The sequence below is a fragment of the Kitasatospora sp. NPDC088391 genome, assembly GCF_044753345.1.
Lineage (GTDB): Bacteria > Actinomycetota > Actinomycetes > Streptomycetales > Streptomycetaceae > Kitasatospora.
Genome location: NZ_JBIVNB010000005.1, coordinates 182,265 through 207,536, shown reverse-complemented (window position 1 = coordinate 207,536; position 25,272 = coordinate 182,265). Strand labels below are relative to the sequence as shown.

The window sequence follows — 25,272 nt, the reverse complement described above, 5'->3', positions numbered from 1 at the left end:
CGACGGCGCCGTCGACGAGGACGGGGCCGGACCCGATGGGGGGAACGTCCATGAAGGCCCGCACGATCGGTACGGCGGCGGCGGCCGCCGCGGTCGCCGCGCTCGCGACCCGCGACCTGGTCCAGAAGAAGCACGCGCTGCTGCGCAACTTCCCGGTGGTGGGCCACGCCCGCTACCTGCTGGAGCGGATCGGCCCGGAACTGCGGCAGTACATCGTGACCTCCAACGAGGAGGAGCGGCCGTTCAGCCGCGACCAGCGCACCTGGATCTACGCCTCCGCCAAGGAGCAGAACAACTACTTCGGCTTCGGCACCGAGGTCGACGTCGCGCACGTGCAGGGCCACGCCTACCTGAAGCAGCGCACCTTCGCGGGCGCCCTCCCGGACCCGCACGACCCGCAGGCCCCGCTGCCCTCGGCGAAGCTGCTGGGCGGCCCGCGCGGCCGGGCCCGGGCGTTCCGCCCGGCCAGCGTGGTCAACATCTCGGCGATGAGCTTCGGTTCGCTCTCCGGCGCGGCGATCGGCGCGCTCAACGAGGGCGCGGCGCTGGCCGGCGCGATGCACAACACCGGCGAGGGCGGCCTGTCCCCGTACCACCGGCGCGGCGGCGAACTGGTGCTGCAGATCGGCACCTCGTACTTCGGGTGCCGCAACGAGGACGGCAGCTTCAACCTCGACAAGCTCAAGGAGGTCGTGGCGGGCGCCCCGGTCCGGGCGATCGAGATCAAGCTGTCGCAGGGCGCCAAGCCGGGCCTGGGCGGCATGCTGCCGGGCGCGAAGGTGACGCCGGAGATCGCCGCGATCCGCGGCATCCCGGTGGGCGTGGACTGCGCCTCGCCGTCCCGGCACAGCGCGTTCGGCGACGTCGACTCGATGCTGGACTTCGTCGAGCTGCTGGCCGCCGAGACCGGCCTGCCGGTGGGCGTCAAGAGCGCGGTCGGCGAGATGGCGTTCTGGCAGGAGCTGGCCGCCCTGATGGCCCGCGGCGACCGCGGCGTGGACTTCGTGACGGTGGACGGCGGCGAGGGCGGCACCGGCGCGGCCCCGCGGATCTTCGCCGACTCGGTGTCGCTGCCGTTCCGGATGGGCTTCTCCCGGGTCTACGGGGCGTTCGCCGAGCAGGGGCTGACGGACGAGCTGACCTTCATCGGCTCCGGCAAGCTCGGCCTGCCGGAGAACGCGGCGGTGGCCTTCGCGCTGGGCGTCGACATGGTCAACGTGGCGCGCGAGGCGATGCTGTCGATCGGCTGCATCCAGGCGCAGAAGTGCCACACCGACAAGTGCCCGACCGGCATCGCCACCCAGAACCCGTGGCTGGCCCGCGGCCTGGACCCGGCCTCGAAGGCCACCCGGGCCGCCGTCTACCTGCGCACCCTGCGGCGGGAGTTGACGAAGGTGTCCTCGGCGCTGGGCGTGGCCCACCCGTCGCTGATCACCCCCGAGGACATCGAGGTGATGAACGGCGACTACGAGTCCCGCACCCTGGCGGGGGTGTACGGCTACAAGGAGGGCTGGGGCCGGCTCGGCCCGCGGCTGGCCGCGGAGATCACCGCGCTGGCCACCGGCGGCCCGGCCGCCTGAGCCCGGCGCCCCGCACCCCGCGCCCCGCACCCCGCGCGAAAGGGCCCGCCCCGCACCCGGCGAACAGCCGGTGCGCGGGGCGGGCCCTCGTGCGTACGGGGTCAGGAGCCGTCCGACTCCGGCTTCTCCTCCGGGGAGTCCGCCTCGCCCTTCGCGGGGGCGCTGTGCGTGCTGCCGTCCGGGTTGGAGCCGCGGAAGGAGAGCAGCACCACCAGGATGCCGCCGCAGACGATCGCCGAGTCGGCGAGGTTGAAGACGGCGAAGTGCTGGACCGAGATGAAGTCGACCACGTGCCCGCGGAACACCGACGGGGCGCGGAACAGCCGGTCGGTGAGGTTGCCGAGGGCGCCGCCGAGCAGCAGGCCGAGGGCGATCGCCCAGGGCAGGCTGTAGAGGCGGCGGGCGATCCGCCAGATCACCACGATGACGCCGACCGCGATGGCGGTGAACAGCACGGTCATCGCCTGGCCCATGCTGAACGCGGCGCCGGGGTTGCGGATCACCTGGAAGGTCATCCAGTCGCCGATCACCTTGATCGGGTCGGTCCGGCCCTCCAGCCGGGCGACCACCAGCAGCTTGGAGCCGAGGTCGACCAGGTAGGCGACCAGCGCGACGGCCAGCAGCAGGCTGATCCGGCGGCGGCGCACCACGGCGCGGGTGCCCTCGGCGGCGGTCGCCCCGCTGCCGGCGGCCGGCTGTTCCTCGGGCGCGCTCACGGGCTCACCCGCCGCGCTGGGCCGGGCGGTGGGGACGGCTTCGTCCTGGGTCTGGTGGGAACCTGGCGTGCTGATGATCCGCTCCGCTGCCGTGGGGAAAACCGTTCGACATTACGGGGACGAGCGTACGACACCGCCCGCCCCGATGGCCGCCGCGGCCGGGATTGCCTCCCGGCCGCCGGGGCGGCCCGCCCGGGGCGGCGGCCCCGGGGCCCACGGGCGCGGAGCGTCAGCGGCGCTCCTGCTTGGCCTTGCAGCTGACGCAGAGGGTGGCGCGCGGGAAGGCCTGCAGCCGGGCCTTGCCGACGGGCTGGCCGCAGGACTCGCACAGGCCGAAGCCGGTGCCCTCCAGGCGGGCCAGCGCGTGCTCGGTCTGGGCCAGGCTGTCGCGGGCGTTGCTGGCGAGGGCCAGCTCGCTCTCCCGGTTGATGTTCTTGGTGCCGGCGTCGACCTGGTCGTCGCCCGCGCCGTCGTTGGAGTCGCGCATCAGGCCGGCCACGGCGGCCTCGGAGGCCTCGATCTCGGCGCGCAGCCGGAGCAGGTCGGCCGCCAGCTCGGCGTGCAGCTCGGTGACCTCCTCGGCCGTCCACGGGTCCTCGCCGGGGCGGACCGGCAGGTCGGCCGGGTCCGCGGCCTCGGCGCCGCGGGCGCCGGAGCCCGCGGGTACGTGGGTGCGGCTGGTGGCCGCCTCGCGTCCGGTGGTGCCGGTCTTCCGCCGTGCGGTGCTGGTGCTCACGGTCCCCTCCCCTGGGTCGCCCGCCATGGCCTCGCGCGACCTCGTGGTCACGTTTCCTGTCGCCTTCTCCGCCATGGCTTTCGACCTCATTCACGAATGATCAGATGCGTCGGTTCCCGACGATCTTGCCGGTCCCGGAACGATAAACCTCATCGAATCCACCCACAACGGGACATACCGAAGCGTTGCGCCGATCCCACCCGCGCAGCCGCCGCCGGGTCGGTGCTGCACAAGTTGTGCCCAGATCGCCCCCGGCTAACCACCCGGGGCCCGGCTCGCGGGTGCGCGAATCGGCTTGCGGAGGCCGATACACTGGGCCCTGCAAGGCGCAGATGGGACGAGTACCGACGTACGCAGCCAGGAGCGACCCGGGGGCGGTGTGAGCCCGGGGGTGTGCGCGGCGGGAAGATCACCCCGGAGCCGCCGGAAGAACGGCCCGCAGTCCGGGGCCCAGTAGAACCGGCCGCAAACCCAAAGAGAGGGCCGCAGCGCGCGCGGTCAAGGAGGGTGGTACCGCGGGGCGGCTCGCCGCCTCGTCCCTCCGTCGGAGCCAGTCCACGCATCCGCCGGAGGTTGAGAGCCCGCCATGTCCCCCACCTACAACGCCGTCCCCGCGCAGGTCGACCTGCCCGCGCTGGAGCACCAGGTCCTCTCCTTCTGGCGGGACCAGAAGATCTTCCGGCGCAGCCTGGAGCAGTCCGAGGGCCGCCCCGAGTGGGTGTTCTACGAGGGCCCGCCGACCGCCAACGGCATGCCGGGCGCCCACCACATCGAGGCCCGGGTCTTCAAGGACGTCTTCCCGCGCTACCGCACCATGAAGGGCTACCACGTGGCCCGCAAGGCCGGCTGGGACTGCCACGGCCTGCCGGTGGAGCTGGCGGTGGAGAAGGAGCTGGGCTTCTCCGGCAAGCCCGAGATCGAGAAGTACGGCATCGCCGAGTTCAACGCCAAGTGCCGCGAGTCGGTGACCCGGCACACCGACGCCTTCGTCGAGCTGACCGAGCGGATGGGCTACTGGGTCGACCTCGACGAGGCGTACCGCACCATGGACCCGTCCTACATCGAGTCGGTCTGGTGGTCGCTCCAGCAGATCTTCGACAAGGGCCTGCTGGTCCAGGACCACCGGGTCGCCCCCTGGTGCCCGCGCTGCGGCACCGGCCTGTCCGACCACGAGCTGGCCCAGGGCTACGAGACCGTGGTCGACCCCTCGGTGTTCGTCCGCTTCCCGCTCACCTCCGGCCCGCTGGCCGGCACCGCCGCCCTGCTGGTGTGGACCACCACCCCGTGGACGCTGGTCTCCAACACCGCCGCCGCCGTCCACCCCGAGGTGACCTACGTGGTCGCCACCGACGGGAACGAGCGCCTGGTGGTCGCCGAGCCGCTGCTCGGCAAGGCCCTCGGCGAGGGCTGGGAGGCCACCGGCGAGTCCTTCACCGGCGCCGAGATGGAGCGCTGGGCCTACCGGCGCCCGTTCGACCTGGTCGAGATCCCGGACGCGCACTACGTGCTGACCGCCGACTACGTCACCACCGAGGACGGCACCGGCATCGTCCACCAGTCGCCCGCGTTCGGCGCCGACGACCTCGCGACCTGCCGCCGCTACGGCCTGCCCGTGGTCAACCCGGTCGAGACCGACGGCACCTTCGCCGCCGACGTGCCGCTGGTCGGCGGGGTGTTCTTCAAGAAGGCCGACGAGACCCTGGTCGCCGACCTCGACGCCCGCGGCCTGCTGTTCCGCCACCTCCCGTACGAGCACAGCTACCCGCACTGCTGGCGCTGCCACACCGCGCTGCTCTACTACGCGCAGCCGTCCTGGTACATCCGGACCACCGCCGTCAAGGACGCGATGATCCGCGAGAACGAGGCCACCCACTGGTACCCGGAGACGGTCAAGCACGGCCGCTTCGGCGACTGGCTGAACAACAACATCGACTGGGCGCTGTCCCGCAACCGCTACTGGGGCACCCCGCTGCCGATCTGGCGCTGCGAGGACGACCACCTGACCTGCGTCGGCTCGCTCGCCCGGCTCTCCGAGCTGACCGGCACCGACCAGTCCGGCCTGGACCCGCACCGGCCGTACATCGACGCCGTCACCTTCCCCTGCCCGCAGTGCTCCGCCACCGCGGTCCGGGTGCCCGAGGTGATCGACGCCTGGTACGACTCGGGCTCGATGCCGTTCGCGCAGTACGGCTACCCGTACCGCAACAAGGAGCTGTTCGAGCAGCGCTACCCGGCGCAGTTCATCTCCGAGGCGATCGACCAGACCCGCGGCTGGTTCTACACGCTGATGGCCGTCGGCACCCTGGTCTTCGACAAGAACTCCTACGAGAACGTCGTCTGCCTGGGCCACATCCTGGCCGAGGACGGCCGCAAGATGTCCAAGCACCTCGGCAACATCCTGCAGCCGATCCCGCTGATGGACCAGCACGGCGCCGACGCGGTGCGCTGGTTCATGGCCGCCGGCGGCTCCCCCTGGTCGGCCCGCCGGGTCGGCCACGGCACCATCCAGGAGGTGGTCCGCAAGACCCTCCTCACCTACTGGAACACCGTCGCCTTCCAGGCCCTGTACGCCCGCCCGGCCGGCTGGGCCCCCTCCGCCGACGACCCGGCCCCGGCCGACCGCCCGGTCCTCGACCGCTGGGTGCTGTCCGAGCTGAACACCCTGGTGCGCGAGGTCGACGCCGCCTACGAGGCGTACGACACCCAGCGGGCCGGCAAGCTGCTGTCCGGCTTCGTCGACGACCTGTCCAACTGGTACGTCCGGCGCGGCCGCCGCCGCTTCTGGCAGGCCGACCCGGCGGCGCTCGCCACCCTGCACGAGGCGCTGGAGACCGTCACCCGCCTGATGGCCCCGCTCACCCCGTTCCTCACCGAGCGGGTCTGGCAGGACCTGGTCGTCCCGGTCGTCCCGGACGCCCCGGCCTCCGTCCACCTGAGCAGCTGGCCGGTCGCCGACGAGACGCTGGTCGACCCCGAGCTGTCCCGCCACATGGTGCTGGCCCGCCGCCTGGTCGAGCTCGGCCGCGCCGCCCGCGCCGAGTCCGGCGTCAAGACCCGCCAGCCGCTGTCCCGCGCGCTGATCGCCGCCCAGGGCTGGGAGGAGCTGCCGACGGACCTGCGGGCCCAGATCGCCGACGAGCTCAACGTGCTGGAGCTGCAGTCCCTCTCCGAAGCGGGCGGTTCGCTGGTCGACACCTCCGCCAAGGCCAACTTCCGGGCCCTCGGCAAGCGCTTCGGCAAGGGCGTCCAGGACGTCGCCAAGGCCGTCGCCGCCACCGACGCCGCCCGGCTCTCCGCCGAACTGCGCGCCACCGGCGCCACCTCGGTCGAACTGGACGGCGAGACGGTCGCCCTCTCCCCCGAGGAGGTGATCATCACCGAGACCCCGCGCGAGGGCTGGTCCGTCGCCGGCGAGTCCGGCGCCACCGTCGCCCTCGACCTGGAGATCACCCCGGAGCTCAAGCACCTCGGCGTGGCCCGCGACGCGGTCCGGCTGATCCAGGACGCCCGGAAGAACTCCGGCCTGGAGATCACCGACCACATCCACCTGCAGCTCACCAGCACCGACCGGGCCGTCCTCGCGGCCCTGACGGAACATCAGGACCTGGTGGCCGCCGAGGTCCTGGCCGACTCCCTCGGCCTCACCGTCACCGACCCCGACGCCCCGCGCTTCACCGACGAGGCCCTCGCCCTGGAGTTCACCCTCCGCAAGGCCTGACCAAGCGCTGCGCTTCGGCTGGCAGGGCAGCGGCGGGAGCGCTGCGCTTCGGCCCCGCCTCGCCGAAGCGCAGCGCCTCGGCAGGGCATCGCCGAAAGCGCAGCGCCTCGGCCTTCGGACTCCCCGGGCAGCCGAAGCGCAGCGCTTCCCCGCCCCGCCCGGGGCGCGGCGGGCTGCCACCGGAGACACAAAAGATCCGCCCGACGAGGGGAACTCCCCTCCTCGGGCGGATCTTGGTGTTGCAGGACCGCCTAGTTGTCGCCGTCCTCGTCGATCAGGAACCCGCGCATCGGAGCGGGCGCCTGCTGCATCGGCTGCGGGGGCTGCGGCCGGACGGCCGCCATCGGCTGGGTCATGCCCGCCGGGGCCATCGCGCCGTTCGAGCCGTTCGACGCGCCGCCGAAGGACGGGGCGCCGGAGCCGCCGAAGGACGCGCCGCCGAAGGACTGGTTGCCGCCGAAGGACGGGTTCGACCCGAACGACGGCGCCGCGGAGGACATCGCACTGGCACCGGCGGGCGCCATCGACGACGCGGCCGGCGGCAGCGAGGCGGTGGCGGGGATCCGCGGCGGGGCGAGCGAGTCGTCCGCCTGCGACTCCAGCTGGCGCAGCTGGGTCTCCAGGTAGGACTTCAGGCGCGTGCGGTACTCGCGCTCGAAGGCGCGCAGGTCCTCGACCTTGCGCTCCAGCGTGGCGCGGGCGGACTCCAGCGAGCCCATCGCGACGCGGTGCTTCTCCTGGGCGTCCCGCTCTAGGGCGTCGGCCTTCGAGCGGGCGTCCCGCTCCAGGCCCTCGGCGCGGCTGCGGGCCTCGCCGACGATCTTGTTGGCCTCGGAGCGGGCCTCGGAGATGGCCTGGTCCGCGGTCTGCTGGGCGAGCGCCAGGACCCGGGCCGCGCTGTCGCCGCCGGGGTTCTGCTGCGGCATCTGCTGCTGCATCGGGTTGCCCATCGGCTGCAGCTGCCCGCCCATCGGCTGGAGCTGCTGGCCGCCCATCGGCTGGCCCATCTGCTGCTGCATCGGGTTGCCCATCGGCTGCAGCATCTGGCCGCCCATCGGCTGGACCAGCTGCTGCTGGCCGCCCATGGTCTGGCCCATCTGCTGCTGCATCGGGTTGCCCATCGGGCCGCCCATGCCCTGCTGCGGACCGGCCGGGAGCTGCGGGGCGCCGGAGGGCAGGCCCAGCGGCTGGTTGCCCATGCCCTGCTGGTTGCCCATGCCCTGCTGGTTGCCCATGCCCTGCTGCGGGCCGCCGAGCTGCTGCGGACCGGGGCCCTGCTGGCCGGGCACCGGCGGGCCGGATATGGCGGCGGGCACCGGGGCGCCGGGGCGGCCGCCGTCCTGCGGGGCCTGCTGCTCCTTGCGCATGTTCGCCTGGTTCTGCGCGGCGGCACGCGTGGCGGCGGCCAGCTTGGCGCGCAGGTCCTCGTTCTCGCGCAGCAGGCGGGTCAGCTCGGCTTCGACCTCGTCGAGGAAGGCATCGACCTCGTCCTCGTCATAGCCTTCGCGCAGGCGGACGGTCGTGAACTGCTTGTTCCGAACGTCCTCGGGGGTCAATGGCATCTCTTCACCTCAACGTGATCGTCGGACCGGCATCCTGTCGCATCGTTCAGAACGACAGGCGCTGCACGAGCGAGATCAGGACATACACAATGATCATCAGTACGAAGAAGGACAGGTCGAGCGCCACGCCCCCGAGACGCAACGGCGGGATGAAGCGCCGAAGAAGCTTGAGCGGCGGATCCGTGACAGTGTACGTGGCCTCCAGCACCACGACCATGGCCTTCCCGGGGCGCCATGAGCGGGCGAACTGGAACACCCAGTCCATGACCAGCCTGAAGAGCAGGATCAGCAGGAACACGGTCAGCACCCAGTAGAGCACCGAACCGAAGATCATCGCGTCTCCCTCTCCCTGGCCGACGTTCCGTCAGTGACGCACTGTCGCTCGATCCACACGTGCAGTCGTGACCGGGTCAGCTCTGGTTGAAGAACCCACCCTCGGCGATCCGAGCCTTGTCCTCCGCCGTGACATCGACGTTAGCAGGCGACAGCAGGAACACCTTCTGCGTCACGCGCTCGATACTGCCGTGCAGACCGAAGACCAGTCCAGCGGCGAAGTCTACGAGCCGCTTCGCGTCCGTGTCGTCCATCTCGGTCAAATTCATGATCACAGGGGTGCCGCCGCGGAACTGTTCCCCGATGGTACGGGCCTCGTTGTAGGTCCTCGGGTGCAGCGTGGTGATGCGGTAGGGCTCTCGTTCGTTGACGACCTTGGGCATGATCACCGGGGTGCTCTTCTCCAGGTTGCGGTGGCGCTCGGATGTGATGGACGACACGGGAGCCATCCGCGGCTGCTCCTGCCGGATCGGCACCGCGGCCGGAACCGACTGGGGGGCGATCTGGGCCACGGGGGCCGGCCGCTCGGCGGGGGCGGGGACGGGCCGCTCGGCCCGGAGGTCCTCGGTCCGACCGGTGCGGATCGGCTCCGGGTCGCTGTCGTAGTCGTCGTCGGGGTCGTACCCCTGGCTGTCGTAGGTCTCGTCCTCGACCAGGCCGAGATAGACCGCCATCTTGCGCATCGCGCCGGCCATGCTGCTGTCTCCTCCGCTCATGCGCCCACCGCGTCCGCCCTGCGGGTGCCGGGGCCCACGTCCTCGCACGGTGTGTCGGGCCGGCGGTCCGTCAGGCCGCGGAGGTGTGCGCTCGGTGCGATCCACGGTTTACCAGCAGACTGATCATCTGCTAGGTTCTGTCCTATTTTGTCCTGCAGTCTGATCTACTTACTCGGTGACGTTACCCGAGCGGTGACCGCACTCCGAGTACCGCCGTACCGACGCGTACATGTGTCGCCCCGGTGCCGATGGCCTGCTCCAAGTCCCCACTCATCCCTGCCGAAACCATCGTGGCAGCCGGATGGGTCGCGCGTACGGCGCTTGCGATTTCCGCGAGGCGTTCGAAGGCCCGGGCCGGATCGCCCGCCAGCGGCCCGGCCAGCGGTGCGACGGTCATCACACCGTCCAGGCGCAGCCCGGGCGTGTCGGCGATCCGGTCGGCCAGCGCGAGCACCTCGGACGGGGCGACGCCCGCGCGGTGCTCCCCCTCCCCGGCCTCCTTGTCGAGGGCGACCTGGACCAGGCAGCCCAGCGGCGGGCGTTCGGCGGCCCGGACGGCGGCGGCCAGCGAGTCGACCAGCCGTCCGCGGTCCACCGAGTGCACCAGGTCCGCGTAACGGACCACCGAGCGGGCCTTGTTGGTCTGCAACTGGCCGACGAAGTGCCAGGTCAGCGGCAGGTTCACGCACTGCTCGGCCTTGGGCCCGGCGTCCTGGTCGCGGTTCTCCGCGACGTCGGTGACGCCGAGTCCGGCGAGCAGCGCGGTGTCCTCGGCCGGGTAGGTCTTGGTCACCACGATCAGCGTGACCTCCTCGCGCGGGCGGCCCGCGGCGGCGCAGGCGTCGGCGATCCGGCGCTCCACCACCTCCAGGTTGGCGGCGAGCTGCTCCGAGCGGGCCCGCTGAGCCCCCGTCAGCCCGGCCGCGAAGGCGGGGGCGCCCGGGAACGGACCGTAGATGTCGTTCGTCATGAGTGTGAGGGCCCCAGCCAGACGTAGCCGGCGAGTCGGCCGGTCCGCTGCTCCCGACGGTAGGAGTAGTGGTCCGGGGATTCCAGCGTGCAGACGGACGAGAGTTCGACCTGTCGGACGCCCGCGGCGGCGAGCTGGGCCGCGACCCCGGCGGGGACGTCCAGCGCGGGGGTGCCCCAGGAGGTCTCGGCGTGCGCGGCCGGGACGGCGGCGGCCACCTCGGCGCGCAGTTCGGCCGGCACCTCGTAGCAGCGGCCGCAGATCGCGGGGCCGGTGACGGCGATGATCCGCTCGGGGCGGGCCCCGAGGGCGCGCATCGCCTCGACCGCGGCGGGGACCACCCCGGCGGCCAGGCCCGGGCGGCCGGCGTGCGCCGCGCCGACCACTCCGGCGGCGGGGTCGGCCAGCAGCACCGGGGTGCAGTCGGCGGTGAGCACCGCGAGGGCGAGCGGGCGGTCGGTGACCACCGCGTCCACCGTCGGGGCGGTGCCGTCGGGCTGGCGCTCCGTCACCACCGCGACCCCGGCGCCGTGCACCTGGTTCATCCAGACCACGTCGGCGGGGTCCAGGCCCAGTTCCCGGGCCGCGAAGAAACGGTTCTGCTTGACGGATTCGGGCGAATCACCCACCGCACCGCCGAGGTTGAGCTCCCCGTACGGCGAGGTGCTCACCCCGCCCCACCGGGTGGTGGAGGCGAAGTGAGCACCGTCGCGGAAGGATCTGTCGATCACTTCAGGAAGTCCGGCACGTCGAGCTCCTCCGCGGGGCTCTCGACGTAGGGCTGGCGGACCGGCTGCACCTGCGGCGGCACCGGCGGGGCGGTGGCCGTCACCGGGGCGGGCGCCGCCGGCTCCGACTGCCGGGCCGGCTCCTCGGCGCGGGTGACCGAGCCGATGCTGCCGTAGGTCGGGCGGGTGGTCGGGCGCTCCGGGGCGGCGGCCGCGGAGGAGGTCGACTTGACCACCGGCTCGCGGACGATGGCCGGCGGCTGGCCGCCGTCGAAGCCGGCCGCGATCACGGTGACCCGGACCTCGTCGCCGAGCGCGTCGTCGATGACCGCGCCGAAGATGATGTTCGCCTCGGGGTGGGCCGCCTCGCTGACCAGCTGGGCCGCCTCGTTGATCTCGAACAGGCCGAGGTCGGAGCCGCCCGAGATGGAGAGCAGCACGCCGCGGGCGCCGTCGATGGACGCCTCCAGCAGCGGCGAGGAGATCGCCATCACGGCGGCGGCCTTGGCGCGGTCCTCGCCGCGGGCCGAGCCGATGCCCATCAGGGCCGAACCGGCGTCCGACATGACCGACTTGACGTCGGCGAAGTCCAGGTTGATCAGGCCGGGGGTGGTGATCAGGTCGGTGATGCCCTGCACGCCGGAGAGCAGCACCTGGTCCGCGGAGCGGAAGGCGTCCAGCACCGAGACCTGGCGGTCGGAGATCGACAGCAGCCGGTCGTTCGGGATCACGATCAGGGTGTCGACCTGCTCGCGCAGGCTGGCGATGCCGTCCTCGGCCTGGTTGGCGCGGCGGCGGCCCTCGAAGGTGAACGGGCGGGTGACCACGCCGATGGTGAGCGCGCCGAGCGAGCGGGCGATGTTGGCCACCACGGGCGCGCCGCCGGTGCCGGTGCCGCCGCCCTCGCCGGCCGTCACGAAGACCATGTCGGCCCCCTTGAGGACCTCCTCGATCTCCTCGCGGTGGTCCTCGGCGGCCTTCCGGCCGACCTCCGGGTTGGCACCGGCGCCGAGGCCGCGGGTCAGTTCGCGGCCGACGTCGAGCTTCACGTCGGCGTCGCTCATCAGCAGCGCCTGGGCGTCGGTGTTGATGGCGATGAACTCGACGCCCTTGAGCCCGACCTCGATCATCCGGTTGATGGCGTTGACTCCGCCGCCGCCGATGCCGACGACCTTGATGACCGCGAGGTAATTCTGGGGTGCTGCCACGTCGGGGCCTCTCGCCTCGAATTTCCGGGTCGGCTCCCCTGGATTGTGAAGGCCGACGGATGTCGATGGGTGGGAAGCACGTGGTTCCAACCCGAACCCTAAACTTGAGGTTGAGGGTTATGGCTGTGCCGGTGTCACCGCGGTGTCGAGCACAGCTCGTTGACACAGGACAGTAGGTCGCAACCGGCGCGTGTTTCAACGAACACGCCGAGCTTCCCTTTTTCTTTTGAGCCTATGTGATCATCGACCCCTCGGTGAAACCGGGGTGACCACCAAGGGTCGGACCGGAGCCGTGGCTCCGTCAATACCGCCCCCCGGCACAGAACTTACCAAATCAACCGGATACCGCCGGGGCATCCGGAGCACTCACGTCGTAATTCCCGGCTTTCCGGGCCAGTAGCGCGGTCAGCACCCCGGCCTTGCGGGCGGTCTGCTCCGCGCTCCCCCAGCGCACGGTGGCGCCCGAGGCCAGCTGCAGCCGGATGTCGTCGTACGAGTAGACCGTGAGCGAACCGGCCTGCTTCGCCACGGCCGGCGGCAGTCCCGCCGCCACCGTGATCGCCGCCCGGACCAGGCTCGGACGGTCCACCACCGGGAGCGCGTCCTGGGCCGGCCCGCTCAGCTGCAGGGCCACCACCGGGACGCCGGACGGGGGTTGCGGCTCGGTGGCGAACTCCACACCCCGGGCGTCGACCTGGACGAACCGGCCGTCGTCGGCCTTGACCGCGGCCACCGGCCGGCGCTCGGTCACCTTGACCCGCAGGGTGTGCGGCCAGCCCCGCCAGACCTCGACCTCGGCCACCCGCGGGACCTTCGCCACCTCGGCCCGGGCCTCGTCCAGGTCGACCCGGGCCAGCGGGCCGCGCGCGGTGGCGCCGAGCGCCCGCTCGACCTCGTCGCTGGTCAACTGCCCGGAGTCCAGGCCCTGCACCGCCACCCGGCGGACGTCCAGCGCGGCGGAGAAGAACACCGTCCAGACCAGGCCGCCGACCAGCAGCGCGCCCAGCGCCACCAGCACGGTGACGCCGCGCCGGGAGAGCCGGAGCCGGGGCGGGCGGGCCTCGTCGGCCTCCGCCCCGAACTCCTCCTCGTCGTCCTGCTCAGCCACGGCGGCGGCCGCCGCGGGCGGCCTCGATCGCCTCGTAGACCATCTGCACCAGCAGGTCGTCGGCGTCCCGGCGGCCGAACTCGGCGGCCGCGCGCGACATCTCCCACAGCCGGGCCGGGTCGGTCAGCACCGGCAGCACGTTCTTCAGCACCCAGTCGGTGGTCAGCTCGGCGTCGTCGACCAGCAGGCCGCCGCCCGCCTTCACCATCGGCTGGGCGTTCAGCCGCTGCTCGCCGTTGCCGATCGGCAGCGGCACGAACGCGGCCGGCAGGCCGACCGCGGCCAGCTCGGCCACCGTCATCGCGCCGGCCCGGCAGAGCATCATGTCGGCCGCCGCGTAGGCGAGGTCCATCCGGTCCAGGTAGGGCAGCGCCCGGTACGGCGGCATGCCCGGGATGTCGTCGATGACCGGCAGCTCGTTCTTCGGGCCGACCGCGTGCAGGATCTGCACCCCGTACTGCTGGAGCCGGGGCGCGATCGCCTGCACCGTCTCGTTCAGCCGGCGGGCGCCCTGCGAGCCGCCGGAGACCAGCAGGGTGGGCAGCCGCTGGTCGAGGCCGAAGTGGTGCCGGGCCTCCGGGCGGACGGTGCCGCGGTCCAGGGTGGCGATGGTGCGGCGCAGCGGGATGCCGATGTAGCGGGAGTCGCGGAGCTTGGAGTCCGGGGTGGAGACCGCCACGAAGTCGCTGTAGCGGGCGCCGATCTTGTTGGCCAGGCCGGGGCGGGCGTTCGCCTCGTGCACCACGATCGGCACCCCGGCCCGCTTGGCGGCCAGGTAGGCGGGCATCGCCACGTAGCCGCCGAAGCCGACCACCGCGTCCGCCTTGACCCGCTCGATCACCTCCTGGGCGGCGCGCACGGTGCCGCGCAGCCGGCCGGGGACGGTGATCAGTTCCGGGGTGGGCTTGCGGGGCAGCGGGACGGCCGGGATCAGCGCCAGTTCGTAGCCGCGCTCCGGGACCAGCCGGGTCTCCAGGCCCCGCTCGGTGCCGAGCGCGGTGATCCCGACGGACGGGTCGTGCCTGCGCAGCGCGTCCGCGAGCGCCATGGCCGGCTCGATGTGGCCGGCGGTCCCGCCGCCGGCGAGTACGACATGCACCGAAATTCACCGCTCCCTGCGCGGCGGCCGGGCGGCCTCGCGCGCTGTGGTCTTCCTACCTGGCAGCACCCGGCCCAGGACGGGCCCGAACCGGGAGTTGGCCCCCTTCCGCCACCTGCGGGGCCGGGCAGCCAGCGCTGCCTTCGCCGCCGGGGTGCTGCGCGCGAAGCACAGCAGCAGCCCGACGGCGCACATGGCCGACAGCATCGCCGAACCGCCGTACGAGAACAGCGGCAGCGGGACGCCCGCGATGGGCAGGAGTCCCAGCGCCGACCCCAGGTTGACCACGGCCTGCGCCATGATCCAGGTGGTGGCGGCGCCCGCCGCGTACCGGACGAACGGGTCCGCGGTACCGAGGGCCACTCGGATACCCGCGTAGCCTAGTGCCGCGAAGAGGGCGAGCACCGACAGCGTCCCCACCAGGCCCAGTTCCTCGCCGGTCGCGGCGAAGATGAAGTCGGTGTGCGCCTCGGGGAGTTGGCCCCACTTCTCGACGCCGGCGCCCAGTCCGGACCCGAACGGCCCGCCCGCCGCCAGGGCGTAGAGGCCGTGCAGGGCCTGGAAGCAGTCCAGGTTCGGGTCGGGCTTGGTGATGCCGACGCAGGAGAGCCGGCCCAGCCGGTGCGGCACCGTGATGATCAGCGCGGTGCAGGCGACCACCGCGATGCCGAGGGTGGCGGCGAACAGCCGCAGCGGGGCGCCGACCATCCAGAGCAGGCCGAACAGCATGGCGACCAGCACCATGGTGGTGCCCATGTCGCCGCCGATCATGATCAGCATCATCAGCACGACGGTGCCCGGCACCAGCGGGACCAGCAGGTGCTTCCACTGGTCCAGCATGTGGGTGCGCTGCTTGCGGGCCAGCAGGTCGGCCGCCCAGAGCAGCAGCGCCAGCTTGGCGAACTCGGAGGGCTGGACCTGGAAGAAGCCCAGGCTGATCCAGTTCCGGTTGCCGTTGATCCGCGAGCCGATGCCGGGGATCGCCACCAGCACCAGCGCGCCGACCACGCCGAACAGCAGCGGGTAGACGGCCCGGCGCAGCACCTTGACCGGGGCCCGGGTCAGCACCACCGCGAGGGCGCCGCCGAGCAGCAGCGCGACCAGCTGCTTGCGGAAGAAGAACGTCATCGGCAGGCCGTGCTCGGTGACGAAGGACTGCGAGGCCGAGAACACCATCACCAGGCCGAGCACCACCAGCAGCAGGGTGGCGCCCAGGATCAGGTAGTAGGGCGTCAGCGGACGGGCCATCAGGTACCCGAACCGCTCCCGGGCGGCCCGGGCCCGGGCGACCGGGCCGGCCGACTTGAAGGTGGTCGTGGTCGCCGAGATCAGCCGCAGGCGCTCGCGCGGCGGCTTCTCCGTGGTGGGCACCACGACCTCCTGGGCTTCGAGGGAATGGGCTTCGAGGGACGGGCTTCGGGGAACGGGCCGGAGGAACGGGCGGGGGCGTGCGGTTCCGCCCGCCCCCGGCGGTGCGCTCCTGGACTACAGCGCGCGGACGGCGGCGGCGAACAGGTCGCCGCGCTCACCGTAGTCGGTGAACATGTCCATCGAGGCGCAGGCGGGCGCCAGCAGGACGGTGTCGCCCTTCTCGGCGACGGCGGCCGCGGCCGCGACGATCGCGGCCATCGCCCCGGCGCCAGTCTCGCCCGGGGCGGGCTCGAACACCGGGACGTCGGGGGCGTGTCGCTCCAGCGCCTCGCGGATCAGCTGCCGGTCCTGGCCGATCAGCACCGCGGCGCGCAGCCGGTCGGCGGCGCCCGCGACCAGCTCGTCGAAGGCGGCGCCCTTGGCCAGGCCGCCGGCGATCCACACCACGGGCCGGTAGGCGGCCAGCGAGGCGGCGGTGGCGTGGGTGTTGGTGGCCTTGGAGTCGTCGACCCAGGTCACGCCGTCGACCTCGGCGACGTGCGCGATCCGGTGCTTGTCGGGGCTGAAGGCGCGCAGGCCGTCGCGGACCGCCTTGGCGTCGACCCCGTAGGCGCGGGCCAGCGCGGCGGCGGCCAGCGCGTCGGCGATGTTGTGCGGGGCAGGCGGGTTCACGTCGGCGACGGCGCCGAGTTCGGCCGCGGAGTTGGCCCGGTCGGCGACGAAGGCCCGGTCGACCAGCAGGCCGTCGACCACGCCGAGGTGGGAGACGCGCGGCGCGTCGAGGCCGAAGCCGATCGCCCGGCAGCCCTCCTCGACGTCGGCCTCGCGGACCAGCGCCTCGGTGGCGGGGTCGGCCAGGTTGTAGACGCAGGCGACCTGGTTGCCCTGGTAGATCCGGCCCTTGTCGGCGGCGTACGCCTCCATCGAGCCGTGCCAGTCGAGGTGGTCGGGGGCGAGGTTGAGGACGGCGGCGGAGTGCACCCGCAGCGAGGGCGCCCAGTGCAGCTGGTAGCTGGACAGCTCGACGGCCAGCACGTCGTACGGCTCCTCGGCCAGCACGGCGTCCAGCACCGAGACGCCGACGTTGCCGACGGCGGCGGTGCGCCGGCCGGCCGCGGTCAGGATCGAGGCGAGCATCTGGACGGTGGTGGTCTTGCCGTTGGTGCCGGTGACGGCCAGCCAGGGGGCGGGCTCGCCGGTGGCGGGGTGCGGGGTGCGCAGCCGCCAGGCGAGTTCGACGTCGCCCCAGACCGGGACGTCCGCGGCGGCGGCCGCCGCGAACAGCGGGCTGCCGGGGGCCCAGCCGGGCGAGGTGACGACCAGTCGGGTGCCCTCGGGCAGGCTCGCGCCGTCGCCGAGGCGGACGGTGACACCCTGTTCGGCCAGCGGGGCGGCCTTGGCCGCGAGGCCCGGCCCGTCCCCGCCGTCCACGACGGTGACCCGGGCGCCGAGGCCGTGCAGGACACGGGCGGCGCTGATCCCGGAGAGGCCGAGTCCGGCGACGACGACCGGCAGTCCGGCCCACTCCGGGTTGTTCATCCGGTCACCCATCCCGCGTAGAAGAGTCCGAGTCCGACGGCGACGCACAGGCCCTGGATGATCCAGAACCGGACCACGATCAGGACCTCGCTCCAGCCCTTGAGCTCGAAGTGGTGCTGGAGCGGCGCCATCTTGAAAACGCGCTTGCCGGTCATCCGGAACGAGCCGACCTGGATGATCACCGAAAGAGTGATGATCACGAACAGGCCGCCGAGCACGGCGAGGAGCAGCTCGGTGCGGGAGACGACGGCCAGGCCGGCCAGCGCGCCGCCGAGGGCGAGCGAGCCGGTGTCGCCCATGAAGATCTTCGCGGGCGAGGTGTTCCACCACAGGAAGCCGAAGCAGGAGCCCATCAGGGCGGCGGCGACCACGGCGAGGTCCAGCGGGTCGCGGACGTCGTAGCAGGAGGCGGTGGCCTGGATCGCGTAGGCGCAGTTCTGGCTGTGCTCCCAGAGGCCGATGAAGGTGTAGGCGCCGAAGACCATCACCGAGGCGCCGGTGGCCAGGCCGTCCAGACCGTCCGTCAGGTTCACGCCGTTCGACATCGCGGCGATCATGAAGTAGGCGAAGATGACGAACAGCACCGGGCCGATCGACCACTTGAAGTCCTGCACGAAGGACAGGTGGTCGGAGGCCGGGGTCAGGCCGCGGTTGTCCTCGAACTGCAGGGCGAGCACGGCGAACGCCAGCGCGACGAAGGACTGGCCGAGCAGCTTCGCCTTGGCCCGCAGGCCCAGCGAGCGGCGCTTGACCACCTTGATGTAGTCGTCGAGGAAGCCGACCAGGCCCATGCCCGCGGTCAGGAAGAGCACCAGCAGGCCGGAGGCGCTGGGCGACACGCCCGTTATCGCCTTGGTGGCGAAGTACGCGATCAGGGTCGCCAGGATGAAGGCGATGCCGCCCATGGTGGGCGTGCCCTTCTTGCTGTGGTGCGCCTTGGGGCCGTCGTCGCGGATGTACTGGCCGTAGCCGTGCTTGGCGAGCAGCTTGATCAGGGCGGGGGTGCCGAGCAGGGTCAGCACCAGGCCGATCATGCCGGCGAAGAGGATCTGCTTCACCGGGCGGCACCGTCCGCGAGCAGTGCCTCGGCGACCTTCTCCAGGCCGGCCGAACGGGATGCCTTCACCAGGACCACGTCCCCCGGCCGGACCTGACTGCGCAGCAGCTCGATCGCCGCGTCCGTGTCGGACACCAGCACCGACTCCTCACCCCACGAACCTTCGTTCCTCGCGCCCAGTTCCATCCGGGCCGCCTCGCGTCCGCCGACCGCCACCAGCTTGCTGATGTCGAGCCGGACCGCGAGCCGTCCGATGGTGTCGTGCTCGTCGAGGCTGTCCTCGCCGAGCTCCCGCATCTCGCCGAGCACCGCCCAGGTGCGGCGGCGCTCCGGCCCGGTGCCCGCCATCGTCGCCAGAGCCCGCAGCGCGGCCCGCATGGACTCCGGGTTCGCGTTGTAGGCGTCGTTGACGACGGTGAGGCCATCGGCCCGGTCGACCACCTCCATGCGCCAGCGGGACAGCGCACCGGCCTCGCTGAGTGCTTCGGCGACGCGGTCGACGGGCATCCCGAGCTCCACCGCCACCGCGGCGGCGGCGAGGGCGTTCGAGATGTGGTGCTCACCGTACAGGCGCAGCTGCACGGGTGCGGAACCGGCCGGGGTGCTGAGCGTGAACCGTGGCCGTCCGGTGGCGTCCAGGCGAACTCCGGTGGCCCGCACGTCGGCGTCCGGGCTCTCGCCGAACAGCACCACCCGGGCCTTCGTGCGGGTGCGCATCGCCCGTACCAGCGGGTCGTCGGCGTTCAGCACGGCGACGCCGTCGGCCGAAAGGGCCTCCACCATCTCGCCCTTGGCCTCGGCGATGCCCTCCCGGGAGCCGAACTCGCCGACGTGCGCGCTGCCGACGTTGAGGACCAGGCCGACGGTGGGCGGGGTGATCCCGGTCAGGTACTCGATGTCGCCCTTGTGCCGGGCGCCCATCTCCAGCACCAGGTGACGGGTCGTCGGGGAGATCCGCAGCGCCGTCAGCGGGTGGCCGATCTCGTTGTTGGCGTTGCCGTCCGCGTAGACCGTCTCGCCGGCCGCGGACAGCACCTGGGCGATCAGGTCCTTGGTGGAGGTCTTGCCGGAGGAACCGGTCAGACCGACCACGGCGGCCTGCGGGGCGCCGGCGACCACGGCCCGGGCCAGTCGGCCGAGCGCCACCACCACGTCGTCGACCAGGATCGCGGGCACCCCGACCGGGCGGGTGGCGAGCACCGCGACCGCGCCGTCGGCGACCGCCTTCGCGGCGAAGTCGTGGCCGTCGACGCGCTCGCCGAGCACGCAGACGAACAGGCCGCCGGGCTCGATCCGCCGGTTGTCGGTGACCACGCCGCCGGTGATCGCGGCCGCCGGGTCGGCGCCGTCCAGGGTGCCGCCGACCGCCTGCGCGGCCTGACCAAGCGTCAGGGGAATCATCGCCCCGCCTCCCTCACGTGCTCGATCGCGGTCCGCAGGACCTGACGGTCGTCGAACGGGCGGACCTCGCCCTTGACGTACTGGCCGAGTTCGTGGCCCTTGCCGGCCACCAGGACGGTGTCGCCGCTGTGCGCGCGGGACACCGCGAGGGCGATCGCCTCGCTCCGGTCGGGGACGGCGAGCACCTCGCCGCGCTCCTGCTCGGGCACCTCGGTGGCGCCGGTCAGCATGGTGGCGAGGATCGCCAGCGGGTCCTCGGAGCGCGGGTTGTCGCTGGTCAGGACGGCGGTGTCGGCGAGCCGGGCGGCGATCGCGCCCATCGGCGCGCGCTTGTAGGGGTCGCGGTCGCCGCCGCAGCCGACCACCACGTGCAGCCGGCCCTTGGTGACCTCGCGGAGCGAGGCGAGGACGGCGCTGAGCGCGTCCGGCTTGTGCGCGTAGTCGACCACGGCGACGTAGTCCTGGCCGGCCTCGACCTTCTCCAGCCGGCCGGGCACGCCGGGGACGGCGGCCACCCCGGCGACCGCGGCGTCCAGGTCGACGCCCGCGGTGACCAGCGCGGTGATCGCGCCGAGCGCGTTGGCCACGTTGAACGGACCGGGCAGCGGCACCGCGGCGTCGGCCCGCTCGCCGTCCGGGCCGAGCACCCGGAACGTCGAACCGGCCGGGCCGAGCTGGACGTCGACGGCCCGCCAGTCGGCGGCCGGGTCGCCGGCCGCCGAGAAGGTGGTCATCGGGATGCGGGCCTCGCCGGCCAGCCGACGGCCGTAGGAGTCGTCCCGGTTGGCGACGCCGCGGCGGGCCTTGCCCTCCTCGAACAGCCGGGCCTTGGCCCGGTAGTAGTCCTCCATGTCGGGGTGGAAGTCGAGGTGTTCCGGCGTCAGGTTGTTGAACAGCGCGACGTCGTAGACCACGCCGTCGGTGCGGCCGTAGACCAGCGCGTGGCTGGACACCTCCATCACCACCGCGTCGGCGCCGGCCTCGCGCATCACACCGAGCACCGCGTGCAGGTCGGTGGCCTCGGGGGTGGTCCGCTCGGACTTGATCCGGTCGTCGCCGACCCGCATCTCCACGGTGCCGATCACGCCGGGGAGCCGGCCGGCCCCGCGCAGGCCGCCCTCGACCAGGTAGGAGGTGGTGGTCTTGCCGTTGGTGCCGGTCAGACCGATCATCAGCATCCGCTCGCTGGGCGCCCCGTAGACCGCGGCGGCCAGCGCGCCCATCACCTCGCGCGGGCGCTCCACCACCAGCAGCGGCACCCCGGCGCCGGCCGCCAGCTCGGCCCCGGCCGGGTCGGTGAGCACCGCGACCGCGCCGGCCGCCGCCGCGCCCGCGGCGAACGCCGCGCCGTGGTGGTTGGCGCCGGGGAAGGCCACGTACACGTCGCCGGGCCGCACCGCCCGGGAGTCGTGGGTGACGCCGGTGACCTCGGGGCCGTCCAGGGGGGCCAGCCCGAGCAGCCGGGCCGCCTCGGCGAGGGGCAGTGCCGCGGCACGGCTCGGACGGGGCGGACTCGCGGAGATTTGATCGGGTTTCGGCACGGCCGGAAGGCTATCGGCCGCACGGCCCCCGGGGCCAAACCGGGCCTGCTCGGCCGTGACGCTGCTCACTTCGCGCGCGGGGCGCTCGGGGGTGTCGCTCATCTCAGGGCTTCCAGTCGACGGCCAGGTTCGGTGCCTCGCTGGTGCTCGGCGGGACCTGGAGGGTCTTGAGGGTGAACTCCATCACCTGCTTGAAGACGGGCCCGCACAGCTGCCCGCCGAAGTGCCCGTTGACCGGGTCCTGGATGACGCAGGAGACCGTCACCCGGGGCTGGTCGGCGGGCGCGAAGCCGATGAAGGAGGCGGTGTACCCGGAGTACTTGCCGGTCTTCGGGTCCACCCGGTTGGCGGTGCCGGTCTTGCCGGCCACCCGGTAGCCCGGGATCTGCGCCTTGTTGCCGGTGCCCTGCTCGTCGGTGACGACGGACTCCAGCATCTCGGTCAGCGTCTTCGCGGTCTCCGGTGTCACCACCCGGGTCTGCGCCCCGGCCGGGACCGGGGTGAAGCGGCCGTCCGGCCCGGTGCTGCCGGCCAGCAGGCTGGGGGCGACCCGCACGCCGCCGTTGGCGATGGTGGAGAACACCGAGGTGGCCTGCAGCGCGTTCACCGACAGGCCCTGCCCGAACGGGATGGTGTACTGCTGCGAGCCGTTCCAGTCCTCCGGCTTGGCCAGGATGCCGCGGGTCTCGCCGGGGAAGCCGAGGCCGCTGGGCCGGCCGATGCCGAACTTGTCGAGGTACCCGGCGAGCACCTTGTTGGACTCGGCCTGGGTCGGGCCCAGGTGCTCGGCGGCCTCGATGGTGCCGATGTTGGAGGACTTGGCCAGCACGCCCGCCAGCGTCAGGTACCAGGTCTCGTGGTCCACGTCGTCGTGGAACACCCGGTCGGCGCGCTGCAGCGTGTTCGGCACCGTCACGTGGGTGTCCCACTTGGCGGTGCCGGTGTCCAGCACCGCCGCCATGGTCATCAGCTTGGCGGTGGAACCGGGCTCGTAGGCGTCCTGCAGGGCCGCGTTGCCGAGCTGGTCGGCCCGGGCCGAGGACAGGTCGTTCGGGTTGAAGCCGGGCGAGGTGGCCATCGCCAGCACCTGGCCGGTCCGGACGTCCTGGACGACCACGTAGCCCTTCTCCGCCCCGGCGTTGGCGACCTGGTCGGTGATGGCGCGCTGGGCCGCCCACTGGATGTCGGGGTTCACGGTCAGCCGCAGGTCGGTGCCGGGCACCGCGTCCTCCCGGCTGCCCCCGGCGGTGGCGACCCGGCGGCCGGCCGACGCGGCGTAGGTGGCGTAGCCGTCCCGCCCGGCCAGCTGCTGCTGGTACTGCAGCTCCAGGCCGCCGGTGCCGGTGCCCTCGGCGTTGACGAAGCCGACCAGGTTCGCGGCCAGGCCGTTCGCCGGGTAGCTGCGCCGGGTGGACTGCTCCCAGAACAGGCCGGTCAGCGGGTTCACGCAGGACGCGTCCAGGGACTGCCGGCCGCCCTTGTCGGCGGGCTTGTCGAGCAGCAGCCGCTGGCCCCGGCAGGCCGCGGTGTCGACCTGCTTGGCCAGTTGGGCCCGCAGGTCCGAGATCTGCCCCTTGACCTGCGGGGACTGACGGGCCATCACCAGCGCGTACTGGCTCTTCGGGTTCTTGCTGTTCAGGTGCAGCTTCTCGGCCAGCTTCTCCTTCGGCTGGCCGAGGATCGGCGCGAGCAGCGCGGCGGCCTGCTCCGGGGCGTCCGGCAGCCGGGTCGCGGCGGGGGTGAACATGGTCGGGTCGGCGGTCAGGTCGTAGGCGTCCACCGAGGTCGCCAGCACGGTGCCGTCGGCCGCGGAGATCGAGCCGCGCTCGGCGGGCAGCGCCACCCGGACGTACTTGTTGGCGCCCGCGGCGGCCGCCATCTCGTCCGAGTCGAACAGCTGGAGCTGCACCAGCCGGGCCGCGAAGACCGCGAAGACCAGCAGCAGGCAGACCGTCACCAGCCGCAGCCGGCGGCGCGGGTCGGCCAGCCGGATCGAGCGCGGGCCGGGGCGGGCCGCCGGGCGGCGCGGCGGGCCGGGGCGGCGGGCCGGGCGGGCGCCGGGGCGCGGCGGGGCGGCCTGGCGGTGCCCGGCGGCGACGGGGCGCGGCCGGGCCGGGCGCGGCGGGGTGCCGTCGGCGGCGCGGCGCGGCTCGCCGACCCGGCGGCGGGGCGCGGCGGGGCGGCCGGACGCGGGGCGGCCGGCGGCGGGCGGGGTGCGGCGCGGGCGGGGGCCGTCGGCGGGCGGGCGGGTCATCGGGCGGTCCCGGAGGCGGACGGGGCGGCCGAGCCGGCCGGCGGGGCCGGGGCGAGTTCGATGCCGGGGTCGCCGGGGCTCGCGGTGGCGCCGGGGGTGGGCGCGGGGCTGCCGCCGGGGCGCTGCCAGGGCTCGGCGCTGGAGCGCGGCACCGGCGGGCTGTCCTCGGCGGGCCGGGCCTTCCCGGTGACGCTGCCGTCGGGGTTGAGGAAGGCCGGGTCGCCGCCGGGGACCATGCCGAGGCCGCGGGCGCGCTGCTCCAGCGCGTCGGGCGCGGACTGCTCGGCGATCTGCTGCTGCAGGGTCTGCTGCTGGTCGGTGGCGTCGGTGGTCTGCTTCTTCAGCCGGGACAGCGTGAACGAGCCCTCGTTGAGGGCGGTGTTGAGCATCAGCAGGCCGAGCAGCCCGGCCGACAGCAGCGCCACCACCAGTACCGCGAACGGGGTGCGCCCGCGCAGCTGGCGCACCCCCGGCCGGACGGTGATCCGTGCCCTGCCCCCCTGCCCGGGAACGCTCCCCCTGGTCCGCCCGCCGGCCACCGGCACCGCTCCACTCCCCTTCGCTCCGCTGCTCCCGGCGGCTGGCTACCTCCGGGTCCGTCTGATCCTCTCCGCCACCCGCAGCCGTACGGGCGCGGCGCGCCGGTTCTCCTCGATCTCCTCCTCGGTGGCCAGTTCGGCACCGCGGGTGAGCAGCTTCAGCCAGGGCTGCAGCTCCTCCGGGATCACCGGGAGGCCCGGCGGGGCGGTGGAGGTGGCGCCGGCCTGCAGGTACTGCTTGACCAGGCGGTCCTCCAGCGACTGGTAGGACATCACGACGATCCGGCCGCCCACCGCGAGGGCGTCCAGTGCGCCGGGAATCGCCCGGTCCAGCACCTCCAGCTCGCCGTTGACCTCGATCCGCAGCGCCTGGAAGGTCCGCTTGGCCGGGTTGCCGCCGGTGCGCCGGGTGGCGGCCGGGATGGCGTTGCGCACCAACTCGACCAGACGCGCGCTGGTGGTGAACGGTTCCTTCGCCCGCTCCCGGAGCACCGCGGAGGCGATCTTGCCCGCGAACCGCTCCTCACCGTAGACCTTGAGGATGCGGGCCAGGTCACCGTGCCCGTAGGTGTTCAGCACCTCGGCGGCCGAGATGCCCCGGGTCTGGTCCATCCGCATGTCCAGCGGGGCGTCCTGGGAGTAGGCGAAGCCGCGGTCGGCCTCGTCCAGCTGCATCGAGGAGACGCCCAGGTCGAACAGCACGCCGTGCACCTCGGGGACGTCCAACTCGTCCAGCACGCGCGGGATCTCGTCGTACACGGCGTGCACCAGGGTGGCCCGGTCGCCGAACCGGGCGAGCCGCTCGGCGGACAGTTCCAGGGCCCGCGGGTCGCGGTCGACGGCGATCAGGCGGACGTCCGGGAAGCGGGTCAGCAGCGCCTCGCTGTGGCCGCCGAGGCCCAGGGTGGCGTCCACCACCACGGCGCCCGGCCCGGAGATCGCCGGGGCGAGGGCGTCCAGGCAGCGCTCCAGCATCACCGGGACGTGCCGGGGGGCAGGGCTGTCGGTACTCATACGGGGGCGGGGCCCTTCCTCAGGTGCGGTCTGGCCGGGCCATTGTCCCGCACCCGGGCGGGCCCGCCGCACGCCGCCCGTG

General features: G+C 73.2%; 20 protein-coding genes. 2 read left to right on the top strand and 18 right to left on the bottom strand.

What is annotated here, in order from left to right; translation table 11 throughout:
• The first annotated feature begins 50 nt into the window (after positions 1 to 50).
• A complete protein-coding gene (locus ACIQBJ_RS17505) occupies positions 51 to 1,580 on the top strand; it encodes an FMN-binding glutamate synthase family protein (protein WP_400710335.1) in 1,530 nt (509 codons plus the stop codon).
• Positions 1,581 to 1,681: 101 nt separating this feature from the next.
• Here ACIQBJ_RS17505 and lspA read toward each other — a convergent pair whose 3' ends face one another.
• Both lspA and ACIQBJ_RS17495 read right to left on the bottom strand, forming a co-directional pair.
• Positions 1,682 to 2,374, bottom strand: a complete 693-nt coding sequence (lspA, locus tag ACIQBJ_RS17500; RefSeq protein ID WP_400711350.1) for a signal peptidase II — start codon at positions 2,372 to 2,374, stop codon at positions 1,682 to 1,684.
• A 151-nt stretch (positions 2,375 to 2,525) separates the two neighbouring features.
• Entirely contained in the window at positions 2,526 to 3,032 is a 507-nt protein-coding gene (locus tag ACIQBJ_RS17495) for a TraR/DksA family transcriptional regulator (protein ID WP_400710332.1), read from the bottom strand.
• Positions 3,033 to 3,618: 586 nt separating this feature from the next.
• Between ACIQBJ_RS17495 and ileS the strand changes: the two genes are divergently transcribed.
• The gene (gene ileS, locus ACIQBJ_RS17490; protein WP_400710329.1) at positions 3,619 to 6,750 is read left to right on the top strand and encodes an isoleucine--tRNA ligase; all 3,132 of its coding nucleotides are present in this window, start codon (positions 3,619 to 3,621) and stop codon (positions 6,748 to 6,750) included.
• A gap of 251 nt (positions 6,751 to 7,001) precedes the next feature.
• Here ileS and ACIQBJ_RS17485 read toward each other — a convergent pair whose 3' ends face one another.
• The 16 genes from ACIQBJ_RS17485 to rsmH form a co-directional block, all read right to left on the bottom strand.
• Complete coding sequence (locus tag ACIQBJ_RS17485) at positions 7,002 to 8,312, bottom strand: DivIVA domain-containing protein (RefSeq protein ID WP_400710326.1); 1,311 nt, start codon at positions 8,310 to 8,312, stop codon at positions 7,002 to 7,004.
• A gap of 46 nt (positions 8,313 to 8,358) precedes the next feature.
• Entirely contained in the window at positions 8,359 to 8,646 is a 288-nt protein-coding gene (locus tag ACIQBJ_RS17480; protein ID WP_099898494.1) for a YggT family protein, read from the bottom strand.
• A gap of 76 nt (positions 8,647 to 8,722) precedes the next feature.
• Positions 8,723 to 9,340 carry a cell division protein SepF gene (locus ACIQBJ_RS17475; RefSeq protein WP_400710323.1) on the bottom strand — a complete coding sequence of 206 codons (618 nt, stop codon included), beginning with the start codon at positions 9,338 to 9,340 and terminating at the stop codon, positions 8,723 to 8,725.
• 202 nt (positions 9,341 to 9,542) lie between these two features.
• Positions 9,543 to 10,331 carry a YggS family pyridoxal phosphate-dependent enzyme gene (locus tag ACIQBJ_RS17470; RefSeq protein WP_400710320.1) on the bottom strand — a complete coding sequence of 263 codons (789 nt, stop codon included), beginning with the start codon at positions 10,329 to 10,331 and terminating at the stop codon, positions 9,543 to 9,545.
• Entirely contained in the window at positions 10,328 to 11,062 is a 735-nt protein-coding gene (pgeF, locus tag ACIQBJ_RS17465) for a peptidoglycan editing factor PgeF (protein ID WP_400710317.1), read from the bottom strand. Before pgeF ends, ACIQBJ_RS17470 begins: the two co-directional genes overlap by 4 nt.
• The gene (gene ftsZ, locus ACIQBJ_RS17460; RefSeq protein WP_400710314.1) at positions 11,059 to 12,267 is read right to left on the bottom strand and encodes a cell division protein FtsZ; all 1,209 of its coding nucleotides are present in this window, start codon (positions 12,265 to 12,267) and stop codon (positions 11,059 to 11,061) included. Before ftsZ ends, pgeF begins: the two co-directional genes overlap by 4 nt.
• Before the next feature lie 334 nt (positions 12,268 to 12,601).
• Positions 12,602 to 13,375, bottom strand: a complete 774-nt coding sequence (locus ACIQBJ_RS17455) for a cell division protein FtsQ/DivIB (protein ID WP_400710311.1) — start codon at positions 13,373 to 13,375, stop codon at positions 12,602 to 12,604.
• Positions 13,368 to 14,474, bottom strand: coding sequence for an undecaprenyldiphospho-muramoylpentapeptide beta-N-acetylglucosaminyltransferase (murG, locus tag ACIQBJ_RS17450; RefSeq protein ID WP_400710308.1), 1,107 nt, complete (start codon positions 14,472 to 14,474; stop codon positions 13,368 to 13,370). Before murG ends, ACIQBJ_RS17455 begins: the two co-directional genes overlap by 8 nt.
• A gap of 6 nt (positions 14,475 to 14,480) precedes the next feature.
• Complete coding sequence (ftsW, locus tag ACIQBJ_RS17445; RefSeq protein WP_400710305.1) at positions 14,481 to 15,845, bottom strand: putative lipid II flippase FtsW; 1,365 nt, start codon at positions 15,843 to 15,845, stop codon at positions 14,481 to 14,483.
• Positions 15,846 to 15,959: 114 nt separating this feature from the next.
• A complete protein-coding gene (murD, locus tag ACIQBJ_RS17440) occupies positions 15,960 to 17,384 on the bottom strand; it encodes a UDP-N-acetylmuramoyl-L-alanine--D-glutamate ligase (protein WP_400711347.1) in 1,425 nt (474 codons plus the stop codon).
• Positions 17,381 to 18,442 carry a phospho-N-acetylmuramoyl-pentapeptide-transferase gene (gene mraY / locus ACIQBJ_RS17435; protein WP_400710302.1) on the bottom strand — a complete coding sequence of 354 codons (1,062 nt, stop codon included), beginning with the start codon at positions 18,440 to 18,442 and terminating at the stop codon, positions 17,381 to 17,383. The genes murD and mraY overlap by 4 nt, the downstream gene beginning before the upstream one ends.
• Positions 18,439 to 19,842 carry a UDP-N-acetylmuramoyl-tripeptide--D-alanyl-D-alanine ligase gene (murF, locus tag ACIQBJ_RS17430; protein WP_400710299.1) on the bottom strand — a complete coding sequence of 468 codons (1,404 nt, stop codon included), beginning with the start codon at positions 19,840 to 19,842 and terminating at the stop codon, positions 18,439 to 18,441. Before murF ends, mraY begins: the two co-directional genes overlap by 4 nt.
• Complete coding sequence (locus ACIQBJ_RS17425; RefSeq protein ID WP_400710296.1) at positions 19,839 to 21,485, bottom strand: UDP-N-acetylmuramoyl-L-alanyl-D-glutamate--2,6-diaminopimelate ligase; 1,647 nt, start codon at positions 21,483 to 21,485, stop codon at positions 19,839 to 19,841. Before ACIQBJ_RS17425 ends, murF begins: the two co-directional genes overlap by 4 nt.
• Before the next feature lies 1 nt (position 21,486).
• Positions 21,487 to 23,637: a peptidoglycan D,D-transpeptidase FtsI family protein gene (locus ACIQBJ_RS17420; protein ID WP_400710293.1), complete on the bottom strand. Its 2,151-nt coding sequence runs from the start codon at positions 23,635 to 23,637 to the stop codon at positions 21,487 to 21,489.
• On the bottom strand, positions 23,634 to 24,104 hold the full coding sequence (locus tag ACIQBJ_RS17415; RefSeq protein WP_400710290.1) for a cell division protein FtsL: 471 nt from the start codon (positions 24,102 to 24,104) through the stop codon (positions 23,634 to 23,636). The genes ACIQBJ_RS17420 and ACIQBJ_RS17415 overlap by 4 nt, the downstream gene beginning before the upstream one ends.
• A gap of 117 nt (positions 24,105 to 24,221) precedes the next feature.
• Positions 24,222 to 25,190 (bottom strand): 16S rRNA (cytosine(1402)-N(4))-methyltransferase RsmH, encoded by a 969-nt coding sequence (rsmH, locus tag ACIQBJ_RS17410; RefSeq protein WP_400710287.1) that lies wholly within the window; start codon positions 25,188 to 25,190, stop codon positions 24,222 to 24,224.
• Positions 25,191 to 25,272 lie beyond the last annotated feature (82 nt).